Source organism: Candidatus Thiodiazotropha sp. LNASS1, from assembly GCF_964212655.1.
Taxonomy (GTDB): domain Bacteria; phylum Pseudomonadota; class Gammaproteobacteria; order Chromatiales; family Chromatiaceae; genus Thiodiazotropha.
The window spans coordinates 2812162-2830294 of the sequence record NZ_OZ156465.1; the positions used below are offsets into that span (position 1 = coordinate 2812162).

Consider the following 18133-nt stretch of genomic DNA (forward strand, 5'->3'; position numbering starts at 1 on the left):
CATCCCGAATATATCGCTATTTGATGGCTTCGAGACGACGAATGATCTGTTCCGCCATTTCATTTCGCATATCGTATTTCATCAAGCTGGTTTCACTTCTTTGACCGAGCTCATCGTCACCACTGAAACTGAGCTGACGCGACAGATCCAGCTGCTGCTCCACGCCCGGTTCACCGCTACCCGGCACCCTGGCACGAATCACGGCAGATAGATGCAGTTCCTTGTCCAACGCCTTGCCGCCGGCATCCACCGATAGTACTCTGCTGGTGAACCTTTCCTCTACAACCTCGATATTCAGCTTTGCTGAGGCTTCATCACCGGCCATTACCGCACCCCTGCCCTGTAAATTGTCATACAGAACAGCGGCCAGACTCTCCCGTTTCTCAAAACCGGAGATATAGAGTCCATTCAGTGCGGGTGACAGCTGCCCATACCCCTTGAGGTGGAAACCACAACCCGCGAAAAGGACCGATATCAGCACGCTCCAAAGCAGTTGATGGTGAATATGCACTGAACTATTTGGCAACGATATTCACCAGTTTATTCGGCACCACGATGGTCTTTCTGACTGTAGCCTCACCGATAAATCGCTGTACATTGTCATTTGCCAGTGCCAATGCCTCGATAGCCTGTTTCTCGGCATCCGCAGGTACCTGTATGGTTGCCCGCACCTTGCCGTTAACCTGCACCACATAGGGCAGGCTCTCCTGTTTCAGGGCAGCCTCATCGGGTTGTGGCCATTCGCTGTCGAGTATCTCATCCCCATACCCCAGATCACACCAAAGGCGGTGGGTTACGTGAGGTGCGATCGGCGCCAGCAAGCGCAATACCAGGGATACGCCTTCACGCAGCAGCTGAAGATCCGCAGGTGCGTCTCCCAGCTTGTAGAGGATATTTATCATCCCCATACAGGCAGACACGACATTGTTGAAACGCTGACGCTCGTAGTCATAAAGGGCTTTTTTCAATAACTCATGAATTTCCCGCCGTGCCGTCTTCTGGGATTCAGCCAGTTCTTCCGCTACCGACGCCACCATCGGCCTGGCGTAGATAGCCTCTGCCAACGCCCACAAGCGCTTGAGAAATCGATGCGCACCCTCGACCCCCTCGTCATTCCATTCCAATGACTGGTCTGGCGGGGATGTAAACATGGTATAGAGACGAACCGTATCGGCCCCATAACGATCGATGAGCGACTGTGGATCAACTCCATTATTCTTTGACTTCGACATCTTTTCGATGCCGCCGATGATAACCGGTCCGCCATCCTCCTTCAGACAGGCTGAAAGCGGGCGTCCCTTCTGATCACGCTCAACCTCAACCTCGGTCGGGTTATACCAATGCTTGGATCCGTCATCCTGATCCCGATAATAGGTGTCCGCGACAACCATTCCCTGGGTCAACAGACGCGTGAACGGCTCATCACTCTTCACCAGACCGGCATCGCGCAACAATTTGTGATAGAAACGGGCATATAACAGGTGCAACACCGCATGTTCGATACCGCCTATATAGTGGTCGACAGGTAACCAATAGTCCGCCCGGTCATCGAGCATGGCGTTGGCATCAGGGCAGGTATATCGCGCATAGTACCAACTCGATTCCATAAAGGTATCGAAGGTATCCGTTTCCCGCTGCGCCGCTCCGCCACACTCTGGACAAATGCAGGCAGAGAATGCGGGATTGTCTTTAATCGGATTGATCGTATTTTCGTCGTAGACGATGTCTTCGGGCAGCCGCACCGGCAAGTCTTTCAGCGGCACCGGAACAATCCCACAGTTATCACAGTGAATCATGGGTATCGGCGCACCCCAGTAGCGCTGGCGTGAAACCCCCCAATCGCGCAGACGATACTGTTTGGTCTTTTGCCCTTTGCCCCTTTCCTGCAGCCACTCCGCTATGGCATCGAAAGCGGCGGCCGACGAAAGACCGTTAAAGGGGCCCGAATCCTGCAGAACACCCGGCTCGATATAGGCGGCGGCCGATATATCAGGATTTGCTCCTTCGCTGGGGTAGATCACCTGTTTGATCGGAATTCCATACTCGCGGGCAAAGGCATGATCGCGTTCATCATGGGCCGGAACCGCCATAACCGCCCCCGTTCCATAACCCATCAACACAAAGTTCGCGGCATAGATGGGTACCGCTTCACCGCTTACCGGATGGATCGCATCGATCCCCAGCGGAATCCCCTTTTTCTCGATCGTCTCCAGATCGGCCTCGGAGGTCCCGCCCCGGCGACACTCTTCTATAAAGGCCGCGAGCCGATCATTCGTTTCTGCGGCCTTCAACGCCAGCGGATGTTCAGCGGCAACGGCGACATAAGTGACCCCCATCAAGGTGTCAGGGCGCGTTGTATAGACGGTCAGGGGTTCATCCGATGCATCGATATCGAATACCATCTCGACACCAAAGGAGCGGCCGATCCAGTTGCGTTGCATGGTACGCACCTGCTCGGGCCAACCCTCCAGATTATCGATCTCATCCAGCAGTTCATCCGCGTAGTCGGTGATCTTGACGAACCATTGGGGAATCTCACGCCGCTCGACCAGAGCCCCCGAGCGCCAGCCACGACCGTCGATGACCTGTTCATTGGCCAGAACTGTCTGATCCACCGGATCCCAGTTGACAACGGCATGCTTGCGGTACACCAAACCCTTTTTGAAGAGCTCGGTGAACAACCACTGCTCCCACTTATAGTAACCGGGTTGACAGGTTGCCAGCTCCCGGCGCCAATCGTAGCCGAAACCGAGCCGAATCAACTGGCCCTTCATATAGGCGATGTTGTCATATGTCCACCCGGCCGGAGCAACCCTGTTCTTCAACGCCGCATTCTCCGCAGGAAGACCGAAGGCATCCCAGCCCATGGGTTGCAGCACGTTTTTACCCAGCATGCGTTGATATCGGGCAATCACATCACCGATAGTGTAATTACGCACATGCCCCATATGCAGCTTGCCGCTGGGGTAAGGAAACATGGAGAGGGAGTAAAATTTCTCTTTACCTGGATCCTCTTCGACCTCAAAGGTCTTTTCTGTCTCCCAGTATGCCTGCACCTCTGCCTCGAGGGCTGCAGGTTCGTAGTTTTTATGCATGTTATGGTCCGACTGGATAATTGTTAAATATGGATTAACCGGAAGGCATGTCCCGCAGAGAATGGTTCCGGTCCGCGCCAAAGCGCTTAATATCGCGGAAGGATACCGCAGCTGGCTGCTGACAGAAAGATGTCACACCCAGGTCTCTATGAATTCAAGAACCAATAGATGCAAACTCACACCCTACGATGACCATACATACTCATTTTCAATCTTGGCAACTAGACTTTATGGCTCGTTAGAGTAATTCGTGGGTAGCTCTAAATGATAAGTGTCACTAACCTCTTGAAAGACGGAAACAATATCTAAATCATCAGTAATATCTTTTTTGCGGGTCGATTCTGACTACCTGACGCTGCCTAAGTAACTGACAAGCTTATATCCTATCATCACGTCATTCCGGCGCATGCCGGAATCCAGGATGAATGCCAGGGAGACGGTATGGAGCGACAACCGTGCGTGTATCTATTGGCCAGTAAACGAAATAGAACCCTATACACGGGTATGACTTCTAACCTGCTAAAGCGGGGTTTGGGAACATAAGAATAGTCGAGTTGAAGGCTTTTCCAGTCATTACAGTGTGCATAATTTAGTCTGGTATGAGATGCATGAGACGATTGAAGCGCTGAACCCACGCTGGCGTGATTTGTATCCGGAGCTGATTTGACGAGCAGTATTCTTTGCTGAAAGGCTGACGGTCGAGAATCGTGTGGAGCATCTGGATTCCGGCATGCGCCGGAATGACGGGATCAGTGAAATCTATCCACAAATTCTTCGGTGGATCCGATCTGTTAAGACTGTTTTCAGTGTGAAAGTCTGAGTGGCGGACCTATGTGTAAACAGGAATTTAAAGCAGGCTTATAGTAGGTCTAAGAGGCCATCAACCGTGCTTCTTCCAGAGCGGAAAACATTGTTTCGATAACTTCATCGATCACGTACAGCCATGCGGCCAGAACCTCGTCATCGTATTCATCATCATAAATCTTGACCGCTTCCAACAGCGCCTCTTCCCACATGTTGAAGTGCTTGCGCTGAACGTTCAGGCGCTTGTGTATGCGCCCCAACATCTCGATATAGAGTGTCAGCCCTGGCCGCCCCTCGGCGGTTTCAGCAAGCATGAACAGGGTCTCGCGCAACTTTTTTTTCAACTGCGCCATATCTCTATTCTTGAAAAACTCACTGATTTCATCGGACTGGCTGATGAAATTATCGTAAAAACAGTCGAAAAAGGCTGGCGATGAAGTCACCCGCTGCAAACTTTGATTAAATATTTCGAGATTGTGTTGATTCATATCCGACAGTCAATACCAGCCTATTGCACTACTAGTTATCGGCCGTAAGCGCCCAGACATTAACCAGGGTTTGTTAACATGTCTGTAAACGGTTCTGCTGGGACCTTTTTTGTGTCCCACAAGACTGAATGAGGGATTAGCATTCACCCTAGATGAGCAAGAAATGAGGCCGCTATGTGGCCGCAATCCTGTAGGTTGCATCTGAAAAGCGCCTATTGGAATAGTTATAACAGGCCCTAGGGATAGGTGCGGACATGACCTCATTCGCTGTTTGAGGCCTGAATCGACAACTAAGAATCTTTTTTTCTTCTCATCCATGATAAGTTACATCTCCAAAGCGATAATAAATGGTATATTACGTACCAAAATAGGAAATTAACATATCTTATTCATTGAATTTGTTCAATTTTCACTGTGTGGCGACTGGTATTCAAACCCGTTCTGGAATAAATCATTTTTCATGGATGAGACAATGTGAGTGCCGATGCGATGAAGCTGATAATACAGATCCCCTGTTATAACGAAGAAAAAACCCTGGCCCTCGCACTCGCGGAACTGCCCAGAGAGGTGCCTGGCTTCAGCCAAGTGGAATGGTTGGTCATTGATGACGGCAGTACGGATGAAACCCGCCAGGTCGCTATCGATAACGGGGTTGACCATATCGTCGGTTACACCAGAAATCAGGGATTGGCAAAGGTTTTTATGTTGGGCCTGGACGCATGTGTAAGACAAGGGGCCGACGTAATCGTCAATACGGATGCCGACAATCAGTACGATGCCGGATACATCCCCAGCCTGACCCAGCCAATATTGGATGGAAAGGCGGACATGGTCATCGGTGCCAGACCTATCAAAATGATTGAGCACTTCTCGTTCACCAAGAAGGTGTTGCAACGCCTGGGTAGCAGTGTGGTAAGAAAGGTTAGTCATACCGACATACCGGACGCCCCGAGCGGCTTCAGGGCCTTCAGTCGCGATGCCGCGATGAAACTGAATGTCTTCAACGAGTATACCTATACCCTTGAAACCATTATCCAGGCCGGTATGAAGCAGATGGCGGTAACCTCGGTCCCGGTCGAGGTCAACGAAGACCTCAGACCATCCAGACTGGTCAAAAGCATCAGCAGTTACATTAAAAAGTCCATAATCACCATACTGCGGATCTTTGTTGTCTACAAACCGTTCCGTTTCTTTCTCATAACCGGACTGATCCTCTTCGGTATGGGTTTAATCCTGGGATTGCGCTTTCTCTATTACTACCTGTTCGGAGATGGAACGGGACACATACAATCCGTCATCCTCGCCGGCGTAATGATGGGGATTGGGTTTCAAACCATTCTCGTGGCTTTTATCGCCGATCTGTTGAGTGTCAATCGAAAATTACTGGAAGAAGTGCAGTACCGCATCAGAAAACTGGAATCACAACCGGACAAAGGCAAGCGGGATGATTCTACCCAAACCCGGCCCCAAGCGACCTGACCAGAATCACCAGCGGCACAAAGGCAATCAGTGTCAACAGCAGTCCATAGCCGGGGAATACTGCAGCAAGCCAGGCCAACGGCAACAACCAAAACAGGTTGATCAGCAGGCCTTGCAGGATGACCCAACGGTGCGCAAGGCTCCGGGAATGTTCTGCCGACAGACCTTGATTGATACTGAGAGACTGTCTTTGTCTGGCAAGATGCTGGTAGGCGTGTTTGGCATGAGGCCGGTACCATTTTTCACCATTCGCCATACGCACACCAAGCGTCCAGGTGGCATCCACGACGAATAGCCCCAGCAAAATCAGCCAGCTCCAAAGGGAAATTGGGTAGGCATTGGCCGTGTAGAGGGCAAAGACACCCAATGCATATCCGATAAAACCGCTCCCTGCATCTCCCATAAAGATCTTTGCGGGGGGCCAGTTCCAGACCAGAAAACCCGCTATGCCCGCTGCCAGAATCAGCAACCAAGCTGTCGCTTCTGAACCGGCATGGTTAAGCACCAGCACCAAGGCTGCGCCACACAGCACGGTAATTCCCTGAAGACTGGCAATCCCGTCGATACCGTCCATGAAATTGTAGAGATTCAATAACCAAACCAGACCAATCACCATCAATGCATCGAGCCACCACCCCTCCAAGATCAATCCCGGCCAGAGATCAATGGCAGGCATCTGCAACAATGTCACGGCAACTACAGCCGCAATCAAATGAACAATAAAACGAACCATGGCGGAGACGTGGCGATGATCATCGATATACCCGATCGCTACAACCAGGCCACCACCCAAGAGAAGGGTAAGGTGTAGATTGCGGTCAAGATCGTCAATGCTGAAAGAGAAGATCATTGCCCCGGCCAGTAGCGCCAGATAGACCAGAACAAAGGCGATCCCACCCCCGCGAGGCGTCTCAACCAGATGGGAACTGCGATTATTGGGCCGGTCCATCAAACCACGTTGCAATGCATAGGAACGTGCCAGCCCCGTCAATCCCAGGGACAACGAAAAACTCAGTGCCATCATCCAAAAAGAATGCAACCACTCAGCCATTATCAAAACTCACCATTTCCGATAGCGCCCGATCCATCTCCATCACGGGCGCCCAACCCAGCCGCTCCCTGTTCTTCGACAGGTCCACTTGAAGGTCTTCAGTCAACCTCGCAATCATTGAGGAGCGCCCTGTCAGCCATCCACCGAGACGAAGCAGCGTCAATGGCACAGGGTACAACCTGGCCCTGCAATCCATAGCATGCGCCAGTTTGCGGATCAGGTCGGGTGTCGACAGACCCTCCCCGTCAGCTGCCAGGAATATCTCACCCGCCGCATTCGGATGATCGACACAGCAATGCAGGAAATCGAGCAGATTCTGGATACTCAAGAAACTGCGACGGTTTGAAATCCCCCCCAGAGGCAGAGGCACGTCCCGCCTGATCAGGCTCATCAAACGCTCAAAATTCCCCTTTACTCCGGCGCCGTATACAAGGACTGGCCGCACGATGACCAGTTCCAGCTCCGTCTGCGCCGCAACCCGGATCAACGCCTGTTCCGCTTCCCATTTAGAAATACCATAAGCATCTTCCGGTCTGGGCTCATCATCCGCCCTATAGGGTTCTCCATGGGTCCTTTCACCGTTCACTTTCACGCTACTCAGATAGATCATGCGTTTAACACCGGCTTCAGCGGCTTGACGGGCGAGCGCAGCAGAGCCTGCCACATTGACTCGACGAAACGCAGCCAGGGGATCGGATTCGGACTCCCGCATCACATGCACCCGGGCAGCCAGATGAACGATGGTATCCATGCCATCCAAGGCAGTGCTCCAGTCAGTGGAGCCGTCTATATCTCCAACCGCGACATGCTCACACAACTGCCAGTGTGGCGACTTTTGGCGAAGCACGGCCCTTACACCATACCCGCTGGAGAGCATATAACGGCAAAGGTGTTCACCGACGAATCCGTTTGCTCCCGTAACCAGAATAGTGTTCACGGTTCCAGTGCCCGCTGATAGATATTCAAATGGCGCTCAATGACTTGATGAATGGAGAACTCCGCTTCCGCCATCGCTCTGCCCTTCTGCCCCATGGATTGGCGTAGTGCTGGATTTGTAATCAAACGCCTCAGCGCATCTGCCAAGGGTCTGCTTTCTCTGGCCGGCACCAACAGCCCGTTCTCCCCTTCAATGACAATCTCGCGACAACCCGGAACATCGGTGGCGACGATCGCTCTCCCTGTGGCGGCGGCCTCCAACAGCACTTTTGGCAATCCCTCCCGGTAGGAGGGTAAACAGACGATATGAGCATCACTGTAGATTTCAGGCATATCCTGGCGGTTACCCCACCACTCAACATTACCTTCTCTGGCCCACTCCGCCAGGCGAGCGGCAGGCACAGACTCCGGATTATTTGGATCAATGCCTCCCACCAGGGCAAAGCGGGCCTTGATTCCCATTCGGTGTAACTGCTGGGCTGCCTCAACAAATTCACCGACCCCCTTATCCCACAACATGCGACCCGGGAGCACAACCAGTGGCAGATCATCACTCTCCGTCGACATGACAAAATTGTCCACATCAACACCTGAGCCCCGAATCAATTCAATCTTATCCTGACTCAGACACTCTTTTTCCAGCAAGTAATCATAATCATCCCGGTTCTGCACAATGACCCAGAGTCGTTTGCGGGAAAACAGCCAACGATAGCTGGTCAGTACCGCAGAACGCGCCATGGCGCTGAACCAACCTCGCGCCAGAAAAACAAAACCCAGACCGGATATTGCATTGACTACAGCAGATACTTTAGCCACACGCGCAGCCAATGTACCGTACAGAACCGGTTTTATGGTCACATGATGGACGATTAACGGCTGCAACTCCCGATAAAGTCTGTACAGATTCCATATCGTCCGCAGCTCAGCCAAAGGATTCGCACCACTTCGGCTAAGTGAAACCTGCCTATAGCTTAAACCCTCTGCTTTGATCTGCTCCACACCGTCACCGGGGGGTGTGGCGACACACACATCATACCCCTGTTTCTTTGCCGCCAGTGCCAGGGGCAATCGATGAGAGAGAAAAAAACCGGCATCATTGACAACAAACAGAATCAATCGATTGTTAGGCAGGGCACGAAACATGGAGTGTGTCACCAAAATAGAGAAATTGGGTTCTCCCCAAATAGATCAGAACTGACCCTGCATTATAACCGGATTGCAGCGGATGCCGCATGGATGCGATCGTCATCTCACAGCAACACATGAACGACTGATCATACGGGCGGTTGTACGCCACACAGCAATATTTAATTAACATAACGATAGGGTGAAAAGGCTATGGCAGACAACAACAGGGTTAGCATTCACGTCTGACACCCAAGCCTCTCAGGAGCCACAAACGCTCCTTTTGCTCCAAAACATGACGCCACACCAGGTAGATAAAACCTGTCAGTACGATACCGACAAACAGGAACTTCTCCAGCAGATCCTGAAACTGGGTGGCGACAACAAAAAGCGTGACCGCCATAAGCACCGACAATCCAAATCGCATGGCTGATGCCCGACACTCGGGTACCAGCGTCAAAGACATCATATACAGTGCAAGCGCATCCAGCCATGCTCTCAGCGTCCAAATCAGTGCAGCGCCCAAAATGCCGTAGTGGGACAAGGCCCACCACAGACCAGCCAGATAGATCGGCAACTCCAAAAGATGCAGCTTGGCAGACCAATCGGGGTGACCCGCCGACTGCACCAGAGAAAAAGGCACCAGAGAGAGCCCATAGAAGAGAACCCCGACAGCCAGCCACTGCATCACCTGGTAACCATTGTCAGCAAATTCCTCGCCCACCCACAATTTCAAGCCATCGAATGAGAATACCGAAATCACCAGCAGCAGAGGAAACAGGGCGATAAAGATGTAACTGAGCCCTTTGTTGAACAGTTCAGCTGAGTATTTTCGATCCTGGCCCTGTTCTATAGCCAGTGTAGTCGATTGGGCAGGCAGCAAAACGGCGACAAAGGCGGTTGGTATAACCATCAATCGAAATACGATTTCATAGGGTGTCGTATAAAAGGCCACTGCGGTCACTGACAACACCGCGCCGATCACAAAACGGTCCATGGATACCATTAACGGCACGACAATGTTGCTCACCGTCATCCACCCGCCAAAACCGAAAAGCGGACGTAATTGACCGGGGTCGATTCGATAGTGTTGGCGTACCTCAGGCACGATTCGAAACATCAACATGAAGTGAGCCAGGACAGCGATGAATCTGCCAGCAACCAGTACAGCAACAATGGGATAAAGACTGGTGGAGAATGGCAATACTGCAACCGGACCGACAAAGGTAAATATACCCATAGGTATGCGTATGGCTGTTAATAACTTAAATTGCTGATAGGCTGCAATCACACCTCGCAGGCCAACTGTGATAATAACGAATGGAATCGACACGGAGAGGAGATAGAAGGCCTTCAACGTCTCCTGTTGCAATTCGGACGGAACCTTCAACACCGAGCCAACCAACCAGGGTGTGAGCCAGAAGATGACAACAAATCCGATCACGCCAAGGACAGTCATCAGGATCATAGCCGTCCATACCAGGCCGGGTATCTTGTGGTGTTGATGTTCACCTAGGCACTTTGCAACCAATACCGTCAACGCACGCCCAAGGCCAAAATCAAACAGACTGAAGTAACCGACGAACATCCAACTGATTGCCAACAGCCCAAAACGGTCTTTGCCAATGCCGTCAATCAGGATTGGTATGGTGATGATGGCGACAAGGAAAGGGACAATGATACTCAGCAAATTCCAGACGACGTTCTTGGCCAGTCGGCCACCACGTGTCAGTTCATTATCTTCGGCGCTCATGATCAGCTACGATTCCGGACAGAGAGTCATGTATCCAAGCACTCCAAAATTTCAAATCGTTACGAGGCCTAAACATAACGATGCCTGCAGACCACAAAACTCCGAAAGAGTGGTGTTCTAGGGCCTCTTAAGCCCAGCGCCAACCGTGCTTGTGATAAAAAACAAACGCCGACTTGGCAAACATGAGAATATGCTTGATTCCCTTTTTTGAAGCGTTGCCTCCACCATGGACAATACGCACATCCGGAACATAGGCGATGGTGGAACGTTTGCCTATCCTGATCGACAGGTCGAAATCTTCAAAGTAAACAAAGAAATCCGGCGAAAAGCCTTTTACATTCACCAACACATTGTGTCGTACAAACATAAAACAGCCACTGGCCATAACTTCCTTACTGAGCGTACGTCCCTTTAAATCGTATCGCATCTCATATTCCTGCAGACGCTCCGCAAAATATCGCTTCACGAACCTTGGTGCAAAACCACGCAAAAACAGATCGAGAACCGCGGGATAGCGCTTGCAAAGATACTGCTTGTAACCTTCCGGGTCTTCAGAATAGGGGGATAACAAACCGATGTTGGGATTGTGGTGCATATATTTGATCGCCTTCAGAAAGGCATCTTCGAGCACTTCCACATCGGGATTGATAACCAGATGATAGTCGCTCTGTTCATTCAGGATTACCAGGTTATGGGCGGCGCCATATCCAATATTACCGCCCGTCCCAAGCACCATCCACTCATGTACGCCATTTTCGAATACCTGTGATGCCAGGTGCTTAACCTGGTTCAGAATCCCACCATTGTCGACAACCACAACCTTGGCCTTGAGATCCTGCAACTCCTCGGCGGCATAGTCAAGGGACCTGACTATGCTCACAAGCGTCTCCCTTAGAGTAGGCAGGCCGCTATCATAGTAGACAATGGATATTACGAGTTTCATGACAATTCCAAGTCACATCAAGCACAAACCGGAAGGAGGAAAAAACTACTGCTTTTTAGTAGTCTTTTGGCCACTACTTTCCGCTGCCTTCCGTTTGATCTCCTGAATCTTGGCCAACTGAGCACGGTAAGTATCGACCAGACGATCAACACCACTCGGCTTCAGATATCCCTGATTGCCCGCAGCCACATAGGTACTATAGGTTGCAGATGCCGACATCAAAGCTGCATTGACCAACGGCAGAGGTTTACCCTCACTTTTGATTTCGTTGGCCAAGGCAATGAAACGTTCGGCCACCGCTGTAAATTCAGCAAATTCTGTTTCTTGATCAGACATCGTCATCCTCGTCGTTTACACCCTTCCAATTCAGTGAAAAATCCTCTGCGATACGCGTCAAGTTCGGATTGTAGGCTGGATCACGCTGCAACAGAGGTCCATATTTTTCTAGCATATACTCGGCTTCACCACTGAAACGCTGTTGTTTTTCCGGTGTGTCCTCCGCACCACGGGAGGCCGATTCGTGATGATAAAGCTCCGCATAGGGCGTCCAAAGATTGTAATATCCAGCTTGATAAATCCGAATACAGAGATCCACATCATTGAAGGCAACCGCGAGATGTTCACTATCAAAACCGCACACGGCATCAAAAACCTCCCGCCTAAGCAACAGACAGGCAGCTGTCACCGCAGTGTAGTTCTGAATCAACACGGAACGCCCCATGTAGCCTTTGTTATCTTTACTCGAATATTTCATGGCATGGCCTGCCACGCCCCCAAGACCCAAAACTACACCACCGTGCTGTAATCGGTCGTCCGGATACCAGAGCCTTGCGCCGACGGCGCCTATCTCGGGTCTGACGCCGTGACTCACCATCTCTCCCAACCAGTCCGGAGAAATCACTTCGATATCGTCATTCATGAAGCAGAGCAGTTCCCCACTCGCATGTTCTACGGCAAAGTTGTTGATGGCGGAAAAATTGAAGGGATGGTCATAGTGCAATACCTTGGTAGCGCCCTGGCTGTCGAGCTCAGTAAGATACGCCAGGGTCGCCTGATCATCGCTTTGGTTATCGACAATGATAAACTCAATATTCTTGTAGTCGCTCCTGTCACGAATGCTTTCAATGCATTGGCGCAACAATTTCTCGCCATTACGGGTTGGGATGATTATCGAGACAAGCGGCCGGGAATCCGGCAGTTGATACCGCACCCGGATCATACCATCGATATACTCCGACTCCGTGACATCGGCTTTAAGTCCGCGAATATCAAGATCGTCTTTAACCGCACGCAGGGCCGCATCGATTGCATAGGATTTTGCCTCTCCGCCCGAGGCAGTGCTTTCCGGTATCGCACGCCAGTGATACAAGATCCATGGTATGTGACGCACCTGCTTGCGAGGATCGATCTCCCGCAAACACCTGAGCGCCAGATCGTAGTCCTGCGCGCCCTCGAAACCTTCACGCATTCCTCCCACCTTCTCCACCAGGGTACGGCGGTAGACGCCGAAGTGACAGATCATGTTGTGGGAGCGCATCAGATCCGGATTGAAATCCGGTTTGAAGTAGTGGTCGAATCGCACCTCTTCGTTATTCAGCTTGTCTTCATCGGAGTAAACAATCTCAGCATGCGGATTGAGAATGATCTCCTGGGCCACAAAATAGAGTGCAAAGTCAGCCAATTGATCATCGTGATCCATCAGGGCAATAAAATCCCCGCTTGCTATGGAAAAGGCGGAATTCGTGGCATTCGAGATGTGGCCGTTCTCCTCCCGGTAGATGACCTTGATGCGTTTGTAACGGCGCATGTATTCATCCAACACGCGCTTTATATGTGGTCGCGTGGATGCATCATCTGCAATACACAACTCCCAATTCTCATAGGATTGTGCAAGCACAGAGTCTAGTGCGGCCCGCAACAAATATTCATCGACGTTATAAACCGGCATGACAATCGAGATAAAAGGCCTGTCAGGATGTTCATTGAGCTGTTCAACCATTTCAAGGGTCGGCACACCCACAGGTTCAACATCCCTGATCCATAACGAGTAGTCATAGGTTGGTGATGACTCGGTATTCAACTGTTCGCGTATAGCCTGTAGACCACCTAGTTTCCAAAGCCGCGCTGCCTCCCGGCTCCAGTCACGTATCAGACCTGGCTCTTTCCTCAATTTCTTCAGCTCCGGCGCAAACCTACGCATTAGCCGTAATGGCCTGGTCAACGCCATGTAGACGCGCCAACCTCGACTGTTCACGACAGCCCGAAGATCTTTTTTAGTATGTTTAAGGTCATTTTTAAGCCAAAACAGGTCATGGTTCATGGAGCGATTACTCCTGTCCATAATCTGCAGCTGACTCTGCAATTCACTCCTCAGACTGCTCTCCTTCGCTAATGCATTGTGCGCTTCCCGGGTCTCCCTGACTGCATTCTCCATAGCCTCTCTATGCCTGAGCAACTCATCGTTCAAAGTACCCAGCGCCTGCTGTTGATCCTGCAGAATCCTGTCCCGCTCTTCCACCATTTTGAGGCGTGTCTCTGCGGTACTGCCCGCCTGATGCAACTCATCGAGCAGATTTCTATAGACCTCGACCGAGGCCTGCATCGGCTTGTCGTTGAGGACAGGAAATTCCTCGACAGTGACACTGCTGTCCGGGGTTGCAGAGACGATGTACTGAAAGGCTGCCGCATCCGGCGTATGAAACAGCGCAAGTCCACGTTCACTCGCCTCAAACCCCATCCTCTCCAGCCGCTTCTCAATTTCGGAATCGGCCATATCGTGAAAGGTGTAAGTCAGCTCGTTAACCCTGAAGCCGCCGCGGGCAAACATCTCGCGCAAAGAATTGTAGGTAAACAGATGCAGATGGGTGCGATCAAGAAGCCCCGTATCCTCATAGGTGAAACGCCCTTCCAACAGTTCGAGACGAAGCGAAGCATGGGCGCCATTGGGCAAGGAGGCGAGAAGGATTCCCCCGTCACTCAACAGATGGGGAAGTTTCTTGAGCAGGGCAATGGGTTTTCGCAGATGTTCGAGAATGTCGGCACAGGTGATGATATCGAAGCGTTCATCACCAAGGCTCTTCAGCCAGCCTCTGCTTTGCACATCCCCGACGATGACACGATCGCAAACCGCTTTGGCTCTGTTCGCCATACCCCGGTCGATCTCAACACCCACCACATAGCAATCCTTTTCCTGGCGCAGATAGTCCGACATATAGCCGGTCGCACATCCCAACTCAAGCACCCGGCTGCCTGCCGGTATCCGTTTAACCAACTGGGTATGGGAATTGTTCTCGACGTTCAAATCGAGTTTAAAATCGTATTCAGCCACGTGGGTACTATCGACGTATTAATTGTATATGGCTACTTGTCGGTCAGCTATTCGAACCATAGCAGAGCGTCAGTGATTTAGACACGGATATGTGCTGGTAAAAGTACCGATCCGTGCCAACTGCTTCACTCCGCACTTTGCTGCTTTTGCTTTTGCTTTTGCGCATACGCTTCGACTTTATCTTCATAGATGCCGGCCTTGTTTTTCTTCAGAAGCCCATCGAAGTAATCATCACGCCGATTCTGGATATAATCACTCTTCATTGTCTCAATGATCTTATCCTTTACCTGTTCAAAGGATAATTTCTTTGGCGAATATCGGTTAACCAACTTAATGATGTGATAGCCAAACTTGGTCTCTACTATATCGCTGATCTCTCCCGGTTTATGCATCGCCACCACTGCCTCGTCGAAGGATTCAACCATAGAACCCCGTTTGAACACTCCCAAAGATCCCTGATTCTTCAGTGTCACCGTATCCTCTGAATAGACCATGACAAGGTCCTCAAATGAGCTTTGGCCACTGTCGAGCTCCTCCTTCACCTTCTTGATAATCTCGAGCGCCTCTTCCTTGGGATGGTGCTTGGGCAATCTGTCCGTCGTGGAGATCAGGATATGTTTCGCTTCAAATCGTTCGGGTATCGTGTAGGCTTCGGGATTCCCCTCATACTGTTCCCTGGCCGCCTGCTCGAAATCCGGAATGGGTTCGGCGTCGATCTGCTTCAGTCGCTCCAAATAGAGCAGTTTTTCTCTTTGACGGCGAAGCTTGGCCTGAAACAACTCTGAATCGCCGAGGCCGTTTTTTTCAGCCTCTTCGGAGAGGGCGCGAATCAGGTAGATCTGGCGCAACAGTTTCAATAACTGATTGTGGTCTGCCACGACCTTGCTTCTGGCATCCTCCGGCCCACTCAATAACAGAGCGTCCAGGTCCACATCCTTGACCTCAATTCCTCCGCCGAACATCAAAGTCTCGCCGGCTAACGATGCGACAGGTGACAGGCAAAGCGCCATTGTCAGTAACAAGCAGAACTTCATAGATAACCTCTAAGATATATGCAGATAGTAAGTCGGGAATTATACGGCGGCACTATCAGCAACGCCATTGCTCTATAGACGACAACACAAGCAACCGGTTCAAAATCAAAAGTTAAATCAAACCCTATTCAATAAGTAACTTCAATACTTGCTCCAACCTGAAGCAGATTTTCATCAGATTGCAACATGTGGAACTTAAAAACCGCCACGCAATTTCAGGCATAAAAAAAGGCAGGCCTTTCGGCCTGCCTTCCCACGTTTCGCTTACGCGATTCGTACTTGGTTACGGAGTACGGTTGACGCTGCGGATCAGGTCAACGGTCTCACCCAGCTGGGCAGGACCGACATCACCCGCCATGGCGGAGAAGCCGATGACCGGAACACCAGTCCACACGCCCGCTGCACCTGGGACACCACCAACAGCCTCAACCATCGCGATAATGCTAGGATGAGAAGTGTAGTCGTACGCAGCAGCAGCGCTGATGGTTACCCAACCAGCCTCGAAGCCAGGATCCAGGTTCCAGTTGAAGACGTTGGCAGCAGGCGTACCCAGAACAGACTGGTTACCGCCAGCAGAACGGTTCACGGAAACAACGTTAACCTCACGCTCCAGGGCTACGATGGTCGGCGCATTGATCGGTACCGGTGAGAAGTCACTGGAACCGGCAACAACCTGGGCCACCTGCTCTTCATAGTCGTAGTAGACCAGACCCACTTCAACATCAGGTGACGAAGCTTCGTAACCGGCATTGGTACAATGGATACCTGATCCAAGTGCTGTTTCCGGATAGTCGTTTGCAGGCGTACCCAGAGTCGTCAAGGCGACAGTGGCACCATCATCGACACCATCGTTCAAGGTACCTGCACAAGGTGCCAGAGGACCGGCGCCGTCCAGATCCAGAGTCAGGATACTACCGTTGTAGATACCATGCTTACGCATCGGAAAGGTTGCGACGATATCGGTCTCACCATTGATGCCGGCCTCGACGAAGTAAGGCGCGGAGATTGCATCAGCACTGAGGACGATAGCCATCGGCAGCGGATTGGAACCCATGGGAATCGACGGATTCGGCGCGATGTCGTTGATGGCGCCCGTGTCCAACTCGACCAACGGTAAGGGCCCCGTAGTTTTCACACCGGCACCGGTGTTGTCCAGCATGTTCGCAACCACCACATCACCGGATGCCAGCGAAGGCAGCAGGTAGTTGGACTGATCGTCTGACTGGTAGTGCTGTGCGACCGTGGCATAATCGTCTACGTGGGTACCCTGCTCAACGAAGGCGGCACCTGTCGCGGTGTTGATCATGATCGAATAGGCGTTGATACCACCGGTGGGCGCTACAAGACCTGCGTTCATGGTGTCTGCATAAGGGTTAACAGGACCACCCGCATCTTGCGCAACGCCTTCAGTCGTCATCGCGCCAGGCTCGAAACCATCGATATTGGCCGCGCTAGCCGCACCGGCAGTCCAGGCATCATCGACGACCGTGCAGTCTGCAGGCATGCCAGTGGCATCATGCAGAAGGCCTGCAGGGATGGAACGGTCGCCTGCTGCAATAGTGACCGTGCCGTCAGCAATACCGGTTCCATCGATCTCAGCTTCCAGACCGCCGTCATTAGCAGGTCCAGCACCGTCAGCGATTACGCCCATCTCGATGATTTCGACATAACCTTCGGTCAGATCCTCATCGGTGGTAGCGGTGTAGATGTTACGGAAGTCTACGCCAGCCTGCAGCAGGGCCTTGGCAGGATAGGTACAAGTCTCGTCTTCGGTGATGATGTTGGCAACAGAGCCATTCAGACGAATGGTGGCGTTCCAGACATCAAAGGGTGACATGTAGACGTTGAAGTCGAGCACGTCAGCCGAGATACGGGACTCACGGAATCTAACCTTGACAGCCTTGTACTCGCCTGTGGTGTTGGTGATGTTGACGTTGGTGATAAAGTTGTTGTTTACATTGTAGTAAGGCAGCAGCGCAACTTGACCTGTTCCGTCTGTATTGACGTGAGCCGCATTGACTCCGGCAGTAGCGGTAGCCATAAGCATGGCTGCAGCGATCTTAGATTTTCTCAACACAGTTGTGTCTCCTATTACTT

The 18133-nt window shown here is 51.5% G+C and carries 13 protein-coding genes; 1 reads left to right on the forward strand and 12 read right to left on the reverse strand.

The features are described 5' to 3' along the window. Positions 1-16: 16 nt before the first annotated feature. From lptE to AB8516_RS12330, 3 genes are all read right to left on the reverse strand, one after another. Positions 17-526, reverse strand: coding sequence for an LPS assembly lipoprotein LptE (lptE, locus tag AB8516_RS12320; RefSeq protein ID WP_369161013.1), 510 nt, complete (start codon positions 524-526; stop codon positions 17-19). Further along, positions 516-3095 carry a leucine--tRNA ligase gene (gene leuS / locus AB8516_RS12325; protein ID WP_369161015.1) on the reverse strand — a complete coding sequence of 860 codons (2580 nt, stop codon included), beginning with the start codon at positions 3093-3095 and terminating at the stop codon, positions 516-518. Before leuS ends, lptE begins: the two co-directional genes overlap by 11 nt. A gap of 869 nt (positions 3096-3964) precedes the next feature. Further along, positions 3965-4342: a globin domain-containing protein gene (locus AB8516_RS12330; RefSeq protein ID WP_369161017.1), complete on the reverse strand. Its 378-nt coding sequence runs from the start codon at positions 4340-4342 to the stop codon at positions 3965-3967. 534 nt (positions 4343-4876) lie between these two features. On the opposite strand from AB8516_RS12330, the gene AB8516_RS12335 reads away from it, so the two are divergent. After that, the gene (locus AB8516_RS12335; RefSeq protein WP_369161019.1) at positions 4877-5866 is read left to right on the forward strand and encodes a glycosyltransferase family 2 protein; all 990 of its coding nucleotides are present in this window, start codon (positions 4877-4879) and stop codon (positions 5864-5866) included. Here the strand turns inward: AB8516_RS12335 and AB8516_RS12340 are convergent. The 9 genes from AB8516_RS12340 to AB8516_RS12380 all read right to left on the reverse strand — a co-directional run bounded on the left by AB8516_RS12340 (position 5838) and on the right by AB8516_RS12380 (position 18113). Continuing rightward, positions 5838-6917, reverse strand: coding sequence for a glycosyltransferase family 4 protein (locus AB8516_RS12340; protein ID WP_369161021.1), 1080 nt, complete (start codon positions 6915-6917; stop codon positions 5838-5840). The genes AB8516_RS12335 and AB8516_RS12340 overlap by 29 nt on opposite strands. Continuing rightward, positions 6910-7854 carry an NAD-dependent epimerase/dehydratase family protein gene (locus AB8516_RS12345; RefSeq protein WP_369161023.1) on the reverse strand — a complete coding sequence of 315 codons (945 nt, stop codon included), beginning with the start codon at positions 7852-7854 and terminating at the stop codon, positions 6910-6912. The genes AB8516_RS12340 and AB8516_RS12345 overlap by 8 nt, the downstream gene beginning before the upstream one ends. After that, positions 7851-8996, reverse strand: a complete 1146-nt coding sequence (locus tag AB8516_RS12350; protein WP_369161025.1) for a glycosyltransferase family 4 protein — start codon at positions 8994-8996, stop codon at positions 7851-7853. Before AB8516_RS12350 ends, AB8516_RS12345 begins: the two co-directional genes overlap by 4 nt. Before the next feature lie 214 nt (positions 8997-9210). Continuing rightward, positions 9211-10731, reverse strand: a complete 1521-nt coding sequence (locus AB8516_RS12355; RefSeq protein WP_369161027.1) for a flippase — start codon at positions 10729-10731, stop codon at positions 9211-9213. A gap of 127 nt (positions 10732-10858) precedes the next feature. Continuing rightward, positions 10859-11674: a glycosyltransferase gene (locus AB8516_RS12360; RefSeq protein ID WP_369161029.1), complete on the reverse strand. Its 816-nt coding sequence runs from the start codon at positions 11672-11674 to the stop codon at positions 10859-10861. 45 nt (positions 11675-11719) lie between these two features. Then, entirely contained in the window at positions 11720-12010 is a 291-nt protein-coding gene (locus AB8516_RS12365; protein ID WP_369161031.1) for a DUF3144 domain-containing protein, read from the reverse strand. Next, positions 12003-15002: a glycosyltransferase gene (locus AB8516_RS12370; protein WP_369161033.1), complete on the reverse strand. Its 3000-nt coding sequence runs from the start codon at positions 15000-15002 to the stop codon at positions 12003-12005. Before AB8516_RS12370 ends, AB8516_RS12365 begins: the two co-directional genes overlap by 8 nt. A 125-nt stretch (positions 15003-15127) precedes the next feature. Further along, positions 15128-16036, reverse strand: coding sequence for a peptidylprolyl isomerase (locus AB8516_RS12375; RefSeq protein WP_369161034.1), 909 nt, complete (start codon positions 16034-16036; stop codon positions 15128-15130). Between the two features lie 283 nt (positions 16037-16319). Next, on the reverse strand, positions 16320-18113 hold the full coding sequence (locus tag AB8516_RS12380) for a hypothetical protein (RefSeq protein WP_369161036.1): 1794 nt from the start codon (positions 18111-18113) through the stop codon (positions 16320-16322). Between the last annotated feature and the right edge of the window lie 20 nt (positions 18114-18133).

Bases quoted from the DNA above. Each gene is read 5' to 3' on its own strand.
- leuS (WP_369161015.1), bottom strand. From the start codon at position 3,095: ATGCATAAAAACTACGAACCTGCAGCCCTCGAGGCAGAGGTGCAGGCA.
- AB8516_RS12335 (WP_369161019.1), top strand. From the start codon at position 4,877: ATGAAGCTGATAATACAGATCCCCTGTTATAACGAAGAAAAAACCCTG.
- AB8516_RS12340 (WP_369161021.1), bottom strand. From the start codon at position 6,917: ATGGCTGAGTGGTTGCATTCTTTTTGGATGATGGCACTGAGTTTTTCG.
- AB8516_RS12350 (WP_369161025.1), bottom strand. From the start codon at position 8,996: ATGTTTCGTGCCCTGCCTAACAATCGATTGATTCTGTTTGTTGTCAAT.
- AB8516_RS12355 (WP_369161027.1), bottom strand. From the start codon at position 10,731: ATGAGCGCCGAAGATAATGAACTGACACGTGGTGGCCGACTGGCCAAG.
- AB8516_RS12360 (WP_369161029.1), bottom strand. From the start codon at position 11,674: ATGAAACTCGTAATATCCATTGTCTACTATGATAGCGGCCTGCCTACT.
- AB8516_RS12365 (WP_369161031.1), bottom strand. From the start codon at position 12,010: ATGTCTGATCAAGAAACAGAATTTGCTGAATTTACAGCGGTGGCCGAA.
- AB8516_RS12375 (WP_369161034.1), bottom strand. From the start codon at position 16,036: ATGAAGTTCTGCTTGTTACTGACAATGGCGCTTTGCCTGTCACCTGTC.